At 56.5% G+C, this 10,967-nt stretch carries 16 protein-coding genes and 2 tRNA genes; 8 read left to right on the forward strand and 10 right to left on the reverse strand.

The features are described from left to right. Positions 1-31: 31 nt before the first annotated feature. On the reverse strand, positions 32-1,471 hold the full coding sequence (locus NYR50_RS04240) for a cryptochrome/photolyase family protein (RefSeq protein ID WP_418136874.1): 1,440 nt from the start codon (positions 1,469-1,471) through the stop codon (positions 32-34). Between the two features lie 188 nt (positions 1,472-1,659). Here NYR50_RS04240 and NYR50_RS04245 point away from each other — a divergent pair, with 188 nt between their 5' ends. The 3 genes from NYR50_RS04245 (at position 1,660) to NYR50_RS04255 (ending at position 3,205) form a co-directional block, all read left to right on the forward strand. After that, on the forward strand, positions 1,660-1,941 hold the full coding sequence (locus NYR50_RS04245; RefSeq protein WP_167304314.1) for a DUF982 domain-containing protein: 282 nt from the start codon (positions 1,660-1,662) through the stop codon (positions 1,939-1,941). Between the two features lie 149 nt (positions 1,942-2,090). Then, positions 2,091-2,648 carry a methylated-DNA--[protein]-cysteine S-methyltransferase gene (locus NYR50_RS04250; protein WP_418136875.1) on the forward strand — a complete coding sequence of 186 codons (558 nt, stop codon included), beginning with the start codon at positions 2,091-2,093 and terminating at the stop codon, positions 2,646-2,648. A gap of 113 nt (positions 2,649-2,761) precedes the next feature. After that, entirely contained in the window at positions 2,762-3,205 is a 444-nt protein-coding gene (locus tag NYR50_RS04255) for a TIGR02594 family protein (RefSeq protein ID WP_010971481.1), read from the forward strand. A 65-nt stretch (positions 3,206-3,270) separates the two neighbouring features. Here NYR50_RS04255 and NYR50_RS04260 read toward each other — a convergent pair whose 3' ends face one another. Then, positions 3,271-3,510, reverse strand: a complete 240-nt coding sequence (locus NYR50_RS04260; RefSeq protein WP_418136876.1) for a hypothetical protein — start codon at positions 3,508-3,510, stop codon at positions 3,271-3,273. Positions 3,511-3,677: 167 nt separating this feature from the next. On the opposite strand from NYR50_RS04260, the gene NYR50_RS04265 reads away from it, so the two are divergent. Then, positions 3,678-4,076: a DUF2934 domain-containing protein gene (locus tag NYR50_RS04265; protein WP_418136877.1), complete on the forward strand. Its 399-nt coding sequence runs from the start codon at positions 3,678-3,680 to the stop codon at positions 4,074-4,076. 202 nt (positions 4,077-4,278) lie between these two features. Here NYR50_RS04265 and NYR50_RS04270 read toward each other — a convergent pair whose 3' ends face one another. Both NYR50_RS04270 and NYR50_RS04275 read right to left on the reverse strand, forming a co-directional pair. After that, on the reverse strand, positions 4,279-4,476 hold the full coding sequence (locus NYR50_RS04270) for a hypothetical protein (RefSeq protein ID WP_418136878.1): 198 nt from the start codon (positions 4,474-4,476) through the stop codon (positions 4,279-4,281). A gap of 571 nt (positions 4,477-5,047) precedes the next feature. Next, positions 5,048-5,122 (reverse strand) — tRNA-Asn (locus tag NYR50_RS04275). 176 nt (positions 5,123-5,298) lie between these two features. Here NYR50_RS04275 and NYR50_RS04280 point away from each other — a divergent pair. After that, positions 5,299-5,574 (forward strand): hypothetical protein, encoded by a 276-nt coding sequence (locus NYR50_RS04280; RefSeq protein ID WP_174008232.1) that lies wholly within the window; start codon positions 5,299-5,301, stop codon positions 5,572-5,574. A gap of 5 nt (positions 5,575-5,579) precedes the next feature. On the opposite strand, the gene NYR50_RS04285 is transcribed toward NYR50_RS04280, so the two are convergent. Beyond that, positions 5,580-6,224, reverse strand: a complete 645-nt coding sequence (locus NYR50_RS04285; protein WP_174008233.1) for an exopolysaccharide biosynthesis protein — start codon at positions 6,222-6,224, stop codon at positions 5,580-5,582. 509 nt (positions 6,225-6,733) lie between these two features. Between NYR50_RS04285 and NYR50_RS04290 the strand changes: the two genes are divergently transcribed. Both NYR50_RS04290 and NYR50_RS04295 read left to right on the forward strand, forming a co-directional pair. Then, on the forward strand, positions 6,734-7,321 hold the full coding sequence (locus NYR50_RS04290) for a YqaA family protein (protein WP_006312762.1): 588 nt from the start codon (positions 6,734-6,736) through the stop codon (positions 7,319-7,321). 138 nt (positions 7,322-7,459) lie between these two features. Beyond that, positions 7,460-8,014, forward strand: coding sequence for a dual specificity protein phosphatase family protein (locus tag NYR50_RS04295; RefSeq protein WP_006312761.1), 555 nt, complete (start codon positions 7,460-7,462; stop codon positions 8,012-8,014). Positions 8,015-8,222: 208 nt separating this feature from the next. Here NYR50_RS04295 and NYR50_RS04300 read toward each other — a convergent pair whose 3' ends face one another. The 3 genes from NYR50_RS04300 to NYR50_RS04310 all read right to left on the reverse strand — a co-directional run bounded on the left by NYR50_RS04300 (position 8,223) and on the right by NYR50_RS04310 (position 9,119). Further along, a complete protein-coding gene (locus tag NYR50_RS04300; protein WP_167305591.1) occupies positions 8,223-8,426 on the reverse strand; it encodes a hypothetical protein in 204 nt (67 codons plus the stop codon). A gap of 217 nt (positions 8,427-8,643) precedes the next feature. Further along, entirely contained in the window at positions 8,644-8,904 is a 261-nt protein-coding gene (locus NYR50_RS04305; RefSeq protein ID WP_006312756.1) for a hypothetical protein, read from the reverse strand. Positions 8,905-9,042: 138 nt separating this feature from the next. Further along, positions 9,043-9,119: transfer RNA gene (locus NYR50_RS04310), tRNA-Pro, on the reverse strand. Positions 9,120-9,348: 229 nt separating this feature from the next. Between NYR50_RS04310 and NYR50_RS04315 the strand changes: the two genes are divergently transcribed. Beyond that, entirely contained in the window at positions 9,349-9,885 is a 537-nt protein-coding gene (locus NYR50_RS04315; RefSeq protein ID WP_080809335.1) for a DUF1269 domain-containing protein, read from the forward strand. A gap of 73 nt (positions 9,886-9,958) precedes the next feature. On the opposite strand, the gene NYR50_RS04320 is transcribed toward NYR50_RS04315, so the two are convergent. Both NYR50_RS04320 and NYR50_RS04325 read right to left on the reverse strand, forming a co-directional pair. Further along, positions 9,959-10,636 (reverse strand): hypothetical protein, encoded by a 678-nt coding sequence (locus NYR50_RS04320; protein ID WP_418136879.1) that lies wholly within the window; start codon positions 10,634-10,636, stop codon positions 9,959-9,961. Positions 10,637-10,771: 135 nt separating this feature from the next. Next, entirely contained in the window at positions 10,772-10,921 is a 150-nt protein-coding gene (locus NYR50_RS04325) for a hypothetical protein (RefSeq protein WP_003512607.1), read from the reverse strand. Between the last annotated feature and the right edge of the window lie 46 nt (positions 10,922-10,967).

The following is a 10,967-nucleotide window of genomic DNA, read 5'->3' on the forward strand; positions in this document are numbered from 1 at the left end:
TAGCCACGCAAAATTTTGCCGATACCCAGTTTTATGTGGTCTTCTTCACTGCGGCATAGGCGGCAAGCGCTCTTTCCCGCGCCTTTCCATGGTCGACGATCGGCAGTGGATAAGTCTTGCCGAGTTCGACGCCCGCCTTTTTCAGCACATCTTTGGGCGCTTCGAACGGCTTGTGGATGTATTTCCGCTCAAGCTTTTCAAGCTCGGGCACGAACCGGCGCACATATTCGCCATCGCCGTCGAATTTCTCTCCCTGCAAAATGGGGTTGAAGATGCGGAAGAACGGAGATGCGTCCGCCCCCGAACCTGCCACCCATTGCCAGTTGGCGGCATTGGATGCCGGGTCTGCATCGACGAGCGTATCGCGAAACCACTTCTCGCCCTTCCGCCAGTCGATCAGCAGATGTTTGATGAGGAAAGACGCCACGATCATGCGCACCCGGTTATGCATGATGCCATGTTGCCACAATTGCCGCATGCCGGCATCGACGATCGGGTAACCCGTCATGCCGCGCGTCCACGCCTTGAAGGATTTTTCATCGTCCCGCCAGGGAAAGGCGTCGAAACTGTCGTTCCAGTTCCTCTCGTCCAGCTCCGGGAAATGGAAGAGCAGATGGTAGCAGAATTCCCGCCAGACGATTTCCTTGCGGAAACGGCTGACATCGTTGGAGGCGATATGTCGCGAAAGCCCTTTCGTCGCATGCCAGACGGCCGCCGGCGATATCTCACCCGCGGCAAGATGCGGTGAAAGCAGCGACGTCGCGGGTTTTGCCGGGAAATCCCGACCTTCTTCATAACCTTTCAGGGCGCCGTCGATGAAATCATCGAGTTTCTCCAACGCACCGTTTTCGCCGGGGGTCCAGATGTCACTGAAATCCTTCGCCCAGTCCGGCCTGGTGGGCAGCAGCTTCCAGTCGGCGAGTTTTTCGGACTTCGGCCACACCTCTGGCGCCTTGAGGCTCTTGGGCGCATCCGCCGGCGCATGTGGCTCCTCGCCACCCTCCAGCGCCCGCCAGAAGGGCGTATAGACGCGGTAAGGCCCGCCCGATTTCGTCTGTAACCGCGACGGCTCATGCAGCAGCTGGCCGGAGAAGCTTCGAACCGTCAGCCCGTCGTCCCGCAGCTTCTGTTTGAGCGCCTTGTCGGTGGCCATGCCGGTCGGATCATAACGGCGGTTCCAGAGCACGGTGTCTGCCCCGGTTTCGGATATCAGGTCACGCAGTATCCTCTCTGCATCGCCGCTTGCGAGCACGAGGCGGCTGCTGGCTTTTTCAAGCGAGGAGGAGAGAGCGGCAAGCGAATGGTGAAGCCACCATTCCTGTGCGCCCCCCAAGGGACCGGAGGATTCTTCCCTCACATAGACCGGGATCACCGGTCCGCCATGCTCCACTGCGGCGAGCAAAGCAAGATTGTCAGAAAGACGCAGATCCTTGCGGAACCAGACGATGACGGCGGCGGTTTTTAGCGACATGAGAGGTCCCGGTTCACTTCCGCTTGAACGAGTGTTGAAACGCTTTGTTCCGCAAATCGGCTACAATGAGAAGATGGGGCACATGGTTTTTCGAGGGTTATTTTTTCGCTCTTGAAGCCGCAGGCGGAGGGAACCAACTGGAGGAGCCGGCGTTTGTCGCGGGTTAATGAAGCATGGAAGTGCAATCAATGTTGCTGAATGATGTTAAGTGGGAAAAGCCCGTTACCATATCCCTTCAAAACGGTGCTCCCCGGATTTTCAACGGCGTTTACGAAGCCTTCGATTTTCTCCAGCACGAATGGCCTGCGCGCGGCGACAAGGCGCATGAGCAGGCTTTGCGCCTGTGCCGCGCCTCGCTGATGGGCGACGTGGCGGGTGAAATCGCCCGCACCGCCTTTGTCGCCGCCAGCCGGCAGGCGCATTGCCTGATGGAGGACAAGGCGGAGGCACCGAATACGATCGCATCCTGAGCGTATTCACGACCGATGCACTGGAAGGCCACCCGGCAAAATCGGGTGGCCTTGTTTTTTTGAGATAGGCTTTTTGGGAGATCAGGAAACGGGTTGTTTCGGATGCAGGATATGGCATCGTGTGCGCCCGAAAGCGGATGATGAATGCGATGACCAACCATTACGGCTATATTGTTTTTCCCACAGCGCTCGGCCATTGCGGCCTCGCATGGGGAAGGCGTGGCATCGCCCGTCTGCAATTGCCTAGTCCTGACGCCGGCGAAACCGAAAAGCTTCTCCTGCGCCGTCTGCCGTCATCCACGATTGCGGTGCCGGAAACACGCACGCGCGAAGTGATCGCGATGATCACCCGTTATTTCAGCGGTGAGGCGATCGATTTTACCACCGTGGAACTCGATCTGGCCGGACAGGAGCGCTTCTTCCTCGATGTCTACGCGGTTGCACGGCAGATCGGCTGGGGCCGCACGACGACCTATGGCGGCATCGTGAAAGACCTCGGCCTTGGCATGGAGAAAGCCCGCGATGTCGGTCAGGCGATGGCGAAAAATCCGGTGCCGCTCATCATTCCCTGCCACCGTGTTCTGGCCGCAGGCGGCAGGCTCGGCGGCTTTTCCGCACCGGGTGGAACCACCACTAAATTGCGCATGCTGGATCTCGAAAATTCCGGCCGCAGCCGTGCCGATGAGGCGCAGGGCAGCCTGTTTTGAAGCAATGACAGATCAGTCCCTATGAATAGGCGTCCGATTTTTGCCCATTTCTCGTCAAATTGTCGCTAAATTGTCACAATACACGGGCGCCCTCTAACATAAGGGCGAGACGTTTGAGAGTATCCGCGTTAATTCTATCCGTTGCCTTGTCTTTTACAGTCGTTGCATCGGCCTCTGCCGGTATGCTGAACCAGGCAGAAAAATACACCGGACTGCATGAGTCCAAGAACAATAAGAGCCTCAAGAACATTCTTGGCGCAAATCCGCGCAGCACTCCTTGGTGCGGTCTTTTCCTGCATGCGGTGGCCAGCAAGGCGGGCCGGCAGTCTCCTAAATCCTTTGGATTTGCGAAATCCTGGACATCCTTCGGTTATGCCGTTCCGGTCAACCAAGCCAAACCCGGCGATGTCGTCGTCATTCGTAACGGCCGCGGTTATCATGCCGGTATTCTAAAGAGCATGAGCGGCAAGACGGCCCAGATCCTCGGCGGCAACCAGTCCGGCCGGGTGCAGGTCTCCAATTTCAACCGCAAGGCCATCGTTTCCGTCCGTCGCTGACGAGGGGACGGCAGCATATTTCTGATAAAGGCGGGCTCTGACCCGCCTTATTCATTTCAACAAGCCTATGGCTGCTCCCTGACGCCAGGTGCCGCCTCGCGCTGGTCGTCGTCCTCAAGGTCCGTGGCGACGATGAAGGCGTCCTCGTGCTGCCGCGCCGCCTGCCGGCGGGCACGCAGGTTCATCGATTCATCCGGATAAATCTCGCCGTCCTTGCCTTTCAACTCACTGTCTGTCTCGAAGCGGGCCACGTCCTCATCGCGAATGTCGAGCGGTTCGGTTTCACTCTTTTTCGGGGTGGTCATGAAATTATCTCCTGAGGGTTTCTGCAGGACAAACGATCCCAAGTCTATGCCGGTTCCCTTCACGCGGAAATGCGCATTCGTTGGGGTCTTTGCGGAACAAACTCTGGCTTTTTCTGTTTTTTCAGTGGCACAATCGAAACCGGTGCAACAGGAAGAGGAGGCCCGTTATGAGCCATGACCGCGAAGCCGCAATCCGTGAAAAAGCGCGCGCAATATGGGAGAGGGAAGGAAGACCCGACGGGCATCATGAAAGACACTGGATCGAGGCGGAACGGGAAGTTTCCGCTGAAGCGGCAAAGGGCAAAAGCGGAAATGGCGTGAAGAAACCTGCCGCCGCGAAAGCTTCGACGGAAAAGGCGACGGCCAAGAAGATGCCGACGAAGAAGGCATCCTCGGCAAAAGCCAAATCCCCGGCGGTAAAATCCCTCGAGAAAGAGCAAAAATCTCCAGTCAAGGACAGGGAAGACGATCTGACCGAGAGCCTTGAGGAGAGTTTTCCTGCAAGCGATCCGCCAGCGTTGACCAACGCCGCGAAGGCGACGAAACGGGCGGTCAAGAAAAGCTGATCATCGGACCGGCGATTGACCGGGCAGAGACGAAAATCCCCGGGTAGGATCGGACGAATTGCGGCTGTGCGGTATGTTCCCCGAGATAGGCGCAGCCAGCGTCATTTGCCGACTGTCACGCACTTCCTTCCGCGAAGCGCATGTCTCGCTTGGCCGGTCACTTGGGCCGGCTAAAAGCAATATTGCAGCCGTTAACGGACAATCACGCCGTACATTTGAGCGTCAGAAGGTCCGCGGGGACGGTAACGATGATCACCGCGGTAATCCCGGCGATCGCGCCATTCTCTCTGGTGTCGCCAGTCTCGGGGGTAATAGTCGCGATAATATCTGTCTCGATCATAAGAACGATAAGAAATTCCAGACGAATAGTACCCGCCCGTCCGGTATCCACTGTCGTCAACGCATCCGCTCAGGATGCCAACTGATACAAGGCAGATTGCTGCGGTTAGAAGCTTCATGATCTCGTCTCCCAATGAGCGACTTTAACGCGCCCTGATCTGCTCAGTTCCATTGCCCTGAGAGTGGGACTGTCGTGCTGAACCTCGGCTGAACAAATTTACTTCCGCGATTAGCCCAACACAGCGCCATAACCACAATCAGGAGGACAACATGGCTCGGGAACTCTTGCCTTCGTTCTCGACCCTATGCTTGCCAGAAGGGCGGCTGGTCTATGCCCAATCGGCCCGCAGCGGTTGTTGCGGAGCAGATGAAGGCGATGATGCTGGAAAAGGTCACCAGAAATCTACCGCCGGTCCTGCCAGATGCCGGGCAATGAATCTTTCAGCATCTATTTTGAAACATCTTGCGACTTCGTCCGTTTCCCCACGGGTAAACGGGAATGTAGCCAAAAAGTATCTGAAATAGCAGCAATAGAAGTGGTGAACGACACCGTCTCGCGAGTATGGGCTAGGTAAGTGGACTATTGCGATGGGATAGTGAGCGGTATGTTACTTTTCTCATTCGTAGAAAAGTGGCTCCCCGGGCCGGATTCGAACCGGCGACCTGTCGATTAACAGTCGAATGCTCTACCGCTGAGCTACCAGGGAACGTACGCCGCTTGGCGCGGTGTGAGCGGGGTAATACAAATGCTTTTCCGATTTGCCAAGCGGTTTTTTCAAAAAAAACGCATTCCTCTTGTTTTATCTCGCCGGAGTCCCGATTTTCCGGGCTTATCGGCACTGAAAAAATTATCCACAGGCCAGATCAAAAAGGGCAGCAGGGAATGAAATTCGGTATGGACCACAGGACGGGTCGCCTCAACCTCGGAAAATGGAGCCTTGCCATGCCCCGCTCGCGCGTCGGCAGGATCGCCACCGGTTCCGCTCTGGTGGTCGGCGGAACACTTGGGTTTTTGCCCATTCTCGGTTTCTGGATGATTCCGCTCGGTTTGGTCGTGCTCTCGCATGATCTGCCGGCGGTGCGCCGCAGGCGGCGGCGGCTGACGGTGTGGTGGGCATCGCGGCAGAACCGCCGCGAGACCCGCAACAGGAACCGTTGAGGGGTTTAGCCGCCGATGGAGCTGCTGATGCCCTGTCCGGCCCAGAAGGCGGCATAGGCCAGCGCGGTAAAATAAATCGCCGTCAGTCCCAGAAACAGATAACCGCCGAGCACGGTGACGCCATCCCTCTGGATCATGCCGGCGGACAAAAGCAGGATCGCGACACCAGGCAATGTGTTGGAAAAGGGAATGAATCCAAGCGGCATCATCAGCAGCACGCCCGCCGTCATCAGTGCGAGCCCGTTTATCCGGTTGGTGACGACGCCCGTCGTCAGGGCTGGAATGCGCGGGCGGATATAACCATCGAGCTTGGAGACGATCGCGACGCCTTTCTGCAACGCGGGAACAAGCTTTGCCGTTTCCATCTGGCGGTCGAGGATTTTTGCCGGCAGCCATGGCAGGCGGTTCAGCGTGATTGCCAGACTGACAAGGATGATTGCCGCACCAAAGACCGTGCTGACGCCCGGAATGGAAACCGGAATGAGAAATGGCAGGGACGCAATCGCGCAGATAAGCAAAAGGCCCTGTTCGCCGATCGCTTCCATCAACTCGCGCAACGTGATCGTCTGGCCCTGCAGCTTTCCGATCAGCTTTTCAAGCGTCGTGCTGAGCTTTTCAGACGTGTCAGTGAATGCGAATTCGTTCGTCATGCGGTTTCCCGGGAGTTGTTTTACCTCCGGGATTGATAACATTCATCCGGCCACATGCCTATCACCGATAGAAACGCAGCCTTCACATTTGGTCGAGTGATCCCGGTAAGATCAGTGCGAAACCCAGCTGCTGTAAGCGCCTGCGAGAAGAACCACCAGCAGTATGACAAGTATGACCGGATTGATTGATGTAACGAAGCCTACATATTCCATGATAACTTCCTCCTCATTCCTCCATCTCTCATTCTACAGCAAAAGCGCGAGTTAATCTACCGCAGGCTGAAATTTCGCATTGCAGCAACCGGCTTTGGTGGGGGCTTGAATTGCTTGGCTTTATGATTTTTTGCGATGCAAAAATAAATCTTCCAACATTTGCCATTCTGTTGCGTTGTCTCTAATCCTCATCCGCAAGCCGGTCACACCGGCCCGCGGTCTGCCATCGGCAAACCGCATGACGCACCACCGATATGCCTGCACTCCCTTCGCAACATTTTTCCCGGGGACACGAAATGCTGAAAAACATCTATGCCTGGACGATGGCGCTCGCCGCGCGCAAAACCGCCGTGTGGTGGCTGGCGATCGTCGCTTTCGTGGAAAGCTCGGTTTTCGTCGTGCCTGCGGATGTGCTTTTCCTGCCCATGGTGCTGGCCAAGCCGAAAAAGGCGATGTTTTATGCGTTGGTGGCAACCGTCGCTTCGGTTCTCGGCGGCATTGCCGGCTGGTTTCTCGGCCATTATGCCTTTGAAAGCATCGCCCGGCCCATTCTTGAATTTTACGGCAAGCTCGACAGCTTTGAGCAACTGAAGAACTCGGTAAACTACGAAACCATCGTTCTGCTGCTGGTGACCTCGGGGCTCGCGCATCTGCCGCCCATCAAGGTCGTGACGATTCTCTCCGGTGCGGCCAATATCAGCCTCGGTCTGTTCATTCTTTCGGCCATCGTCGCACGCGGCGCGCGCTTTTTCATCCTAGCCGGATTGCTGCAGCGATACGGGGAATCGGTGCGCCACTTCATCGAAAAACGTCTCGGCGCCATAACGGCCGCCGCTGCTGCTGCCCTCATCGCCATCTATGCGGTTTACGTTTTCGTGCGTTGATCAAACGCAATTTTTTCACTCTTACAATACTGTCGCATATCTTTCAGCTTACTGTCAGAATCTACATGTATCCGTTCTCTCGTCCAATGAGGGAACCGTTTTATTATGCGAAGATTCTGGAAGTGCTCGCTTTGGGGCATGGGTTTTGTTGTGCTTGCGGCAGGCGGTTACCTCTACGCAATCCAGCTCCTCGGTAATTTTCACGAGGTTGTCGCGGGACAGTTTTATCGCTCCAACCAGCCCAGCAGTGAAGAGCTGGTTCGTTATACCGAGGATCACGGAATAAAGACCGTGATCAATCTGCGCGGTTCCAACGAAGCGGAGAGCTGGTATCGCGACGAGGTGGAAACGTCGAAGAAGCTAGGCCTGAACCACATCGATTTCGGCATGTCGGCCAGCCGGGAACTGGACATGAATCAGGTCAACCAGCTGGTTGCCATCATGCGCGATGCGCCGAAACCCATTCTCATCCATTGCAAGTCGGGCGCGGACAGAACCGGGCTGGCGACGGCGCTCTATCTCAGCCGCGTCGCACGTCTCGGTGAAGAGGAAGCGGAGAGCCAACTCTCCATTCGTTATGGACATGTCAGCATTCCCTATCTTTCCGCAGCTTACGCCATGGACCGCACCTGGGAAAATGCGGAAAAAATGCCGATCACCGACGACTTCGCCATCGCATCCAACGAATATTGAGCACGGCTTCGCACCTGCCTCGCAGGGGATGCCGTCGCCCTTCTTTATCCCTAAATTCCATCAGCGGCCATGTTGCCCTGAAATTGCCCCTTCGTCTTGTGGCCTAACGTCGACAGGGCGGGGGCTTTTGCCTGAATGCGTAACCGTCATAACGCAGGCTTGCCGGTGTCAGGGCGCCTGACAGGGGCCGGCTGCGAAGATAGTAATTTTAATCTTGCCCCGTGCCGGGCTTCCATCCGCGTGTATATCCTTTTCCCATGATGGCGACCGCAAGCGAAAGCTGTTCCTGCAAATGCTCGATTTCGCCGAGAAGGGCCTCGATGGCCGCCTTCGCATCGCCGTCGTGACACTGGATAACGTATCCCGCGATGTCGTCAGGCCTGATGGGGATGATTTTTTCAGCGTCGGACATATTGGGTGACCTCTCTTTTGTTCACTAAATGTTCTAATTTTAGCAGAGAGTCAACAAGGCAATGCGCGCCGTCCTTCGACGGTCGGCCAGGTTGAAATTGAGCTCATATTTTCGGGGATTTAACCGGAGAACGCCTGAGCAAAAGAAAAGCCGAGGGAGCCAAGGGCCGGAGGGGGACTTGGGCCCAAACTCTAAGGTTTGGTGTCACCGATCCCCGTCAATGCACCGATGGATCCTCGCCATCCAGAAAGCTGCGAATCCCATCTTTCTCACAGGTGGCCAGGAATTCTTCCCAGGCGTCCTTGTCGGTCGCGAAAGGTTCGTCCCAGGTGGTGACGTCGTCGTGCTCGCTGATGACCTCGAGCGTCCAGTCCTGCTGGGTGCCGGCGGGCCGGTAAATATCAACGAGAACGGTGATACCGTCATCCTCAAACTCGCCCGAGAATTCCGAGTGTTCTATTTTTGGTTCTTTTGCCATCTCAGCACACCTGATTATCAAGGCTAGGACAAATGCACACCCGAAACGGGTCTTTTCAATTCGCGCATAGCGCCGTCTACAGATAGCTAAAACAAATATAGCCAGCTCTGGGGGAACTGGCTATCTATCTGATTTTAATGGTCGGAGCGGCGGGATTCGAACCCACGACCCCTTGACCCCCAGTCAAGTGCGCTACCGGGCTGCGCTACGCTCCGAACCTGAAAGCCGTTTATATATAAGCCTGTTAGGGCGCAAGCGGAAAATGGTCTTTTCATAAAAAAAGGATCAAAGGGTGTGGATGGCGGGGGAGGGCCGGAATGGGGCAATGCCTCCTCCAGATGAACAACCGTCAAACGCTTGACATATCCTCTTCCCATCATGGCCGGAACAAGCCACCTTGTTTGGCGTTCAATCGCAACGGAATTGAAACTCAGGGAGACAACCATGTCCGAACTCGTCGTTGTTGGTTTTGACGGAACGGAAGAGGCCGATCGGGTCCTTCTGAAGCTTGCGGGTCTGCGAAAGGAATATCTGGTCGATCTTGAGGATGCTGTCGTCGTCGTTCGTGATGAAAACGGCAAGGTGCATCTGAAACAGAGCGTCAATCTGACGGCAATCGGCGCAAGCTCCGGTTTCCTGTCCGGCGGTCTGTGGGGCGGTCTCGTCGGCCTGCTGTTCCTCAATCCGCTGGCGGGCTTTGCCATTGGCGGGGCGATTGGCGCCGGCACGGGCGCGCTGGCGGGGTCGCTCACGGATTTCGGCATCGATGACGATTTCATCAAATCGCTGGGTGAGACCATTCCGAATGGCTCTTCGGCGCTCTTCGTGCTGATCCGCAAGGTGCAGCCGGAAAAGGTGCTGGCGGAACTGGAAGGCCTGCGCGGGCGCGTCATCAAGACCTCGCTGTCGCCGGAACAGGAAGCGCAGCTGCAAAAGGCGCTGTCCGGCGGAGGCGAACCGGCTGCCGCGCCAGCTATCTGAATGCGCAAAACAGCAACGCTGCGGCATGGTCCTCCATGCCGCAGCGTTTCGTTCGGGGTGCCGGAGCCATGAACTAGATAGTCAGGCTGCCGTTTTTCCCCTGTGGCCAGGTGAGATAATAATAACGGCTACCCACACTGCCGAAAAACGCATTGTCACCGGAGATGGTGTCGACATAGGCGCCGCTGGCACCCTTGGCATAGGTCGAACCATCGCGTTTCAGATGTTCCTTCAGAAAGTCGCTCCATCCAGCCGTGGTGATCTCACTCGAAGGTTTGGAGGTGGTTTCTGAATCGGATGCCACATCCCAGGCCTTGATCTGTACACCCTCGGCGGGATCGGAGACCGTCAGCGTTCCGGCCTTCAAGGCTTCAAGCATGGCGTTGGCCTGCGATGCCTTGTCCGGATCCTTGCTCAGCTCCTCCAGCATCCCCTTCAGCCCTTTCATGAAATCGGCCTTGGTGATGTCGCCGGAAGAAGGCTGCGTATCCGTGACCTCGGTCTGCGTGTCGTCGCCGGAAGCCTGGCCATATTGCGCCAGAAGCTGTGTCAGCCTGGTATTGGTGGAAGAAGAGCTGTCGAGCCCATAGGAGCCGAGAAGGGCCGTCCGCGTCGAAGAGGATTGGGCGACGGAACTGTCTTCCTGCTCCTTGATGGCCTTGAGGGCCAGTCTGGTGGCGGTGAGGCGGGTGGAAAGGTCGATGGAGGAGACCATAACGAGCTGTGTCCATGATCGGGCGATACGCATCATTCGTACCGAACCGGCTCGGCGGAAATTTATCCCGCCTTTCGTCTCCTCTCATAAGAAGACCGGGTGCATCCAGGCCGTATTTCGGCTTGGGATGCACCCGGTCTTAAAGGCCGGACTTTGCGCGACGCTTGCGGCTTAATTCTCCTGAACGGAAACGCCGTTCGGGCCGATATTCATCTCGATCCCCTTCGGCTTGCTTTCCTCATGCCAGACATAGGCTCCAAGGCCAACGAGGACCACAAGGAGTGCACCGATGATGAAATAGAGATTATTGGTCTGCGTCATAAGATGTCTCCCCGTTTGACGATCAGAATCGGGGGCTAAACGCATG

This window comes from Agrobacterium sp. El2ro-1b, from assembly GCF_048298475.1.
In the GTDB taxonomy this organism is placed as follows: domain Bacteria; phylum Pseudomonadota; class Alphaproteobacteria; order Rhizobiales; family Rhizobiaceae; genus Agrobacterium; species Agrobacterium fabrum.

Excerpts from the sequence above, each read along its gene's own strand:
- NYR50_RS04280 (WP_174008232.1), top strand. The coding sequence starts at position 5,299 with ATGAAATTCGGTATGGACCACAGGACGGGTCGCCTCAACCTCGGAAAA.
- NYR50_RS04325 (WP_003512607.1), bottom strand. The coding sequence starts at position 10,921 with ATGACGCAGACCAATAATCTCTATTTCATCATCGGTGCACTCCTTGTG.
- NYR50_RS04240 (WP_418136874.1), bottom strand. The coding sequence starts at position 1,471 with ATGTCGCTAAAAACCGCCGCCGTCATCGTCTGGTTCCGCAAGGATCTG.
- NYR50_RS04265 (WP_418136877.1), top strand. The coding sequence starts at position 3,678 with ATGAGCCATGACCGCGAAGCCGCAATCCGTGAAAAAGCGCGCGCAATA.
- NYR50_RS04300 (WP_167305591.1), bottom strand. The coding sequence starts at position 8,426 with ATGTCCGACGCTGAAAAAATCATCCCCATCAGGCCTGACGACATCGCG.
- NYR50_RS04290 (WP_006312762.1), top strand. The coding sequence starts at position 6,734 with ATGCTGAAAAACATCTATGCCTGGACGATGGCGCTCGCCGCGCGCAAA.
- NYR50_RS04295 (WP_006312761.1), top strand. The coding sequence starts at position 7,460 with ATGGGTTTTGTTGTGCTTGCGGCAGGCGGTTACCTCTACGCAATCCAG.
- NYR50_RS04285 (WP_174008233.1), bottom strand. The coding sequence starts at position 6,224 with ATGACGAACGAATTCGCATTCACTGACACGTCTGAAAAGCTCAGCACG.
- NYR50_RS04320 (WP_418136879.1), bottom strand. The coding sequence starts at position 10,636 with ATGATGCGTATCGCCCGATCATGGACACAGCTCGTTATGGTCTCCTCC.
- NYR50_RS04260 (WP_418136876.1), bottom strand. The coding sequence starts at position 3,510 with ATGACCACCCCGAAAAAGAGTGAAACCGAACCGCTCGACATTCGCGAT.
- NYR50_RS04305 (WP_006312756.1), bottom strand. The coding sequence starts at position 8,904 with ATGGCAAAAGAACCAAAAATAGAACACTCGGAATTCTCGGGCGAGTTT.
- NYR50_RS04250 (WP_418136875.1), top strand. The coding sequence starts at position 2,091 with ATGACCAACCATTACGGCTATATTGTTTTTCCCACAGCGCTCGGCCAT.
- NYR50_RS04315 (WP_080809335.1), top strand. The coding sequence starts at position 9,349 with ATGTCCGAACTCGTCGTTGTTGGTTTTGACGGAACGGAAGAGGCCGAT.
- NYR50_RS04245 (WP_167304314.1), top strand. The coding sequence starts at position 1,660 with ATGTTGCTGAATGATGTTAAGTGGGAAAAGCCCGTTACCATATCCCTT.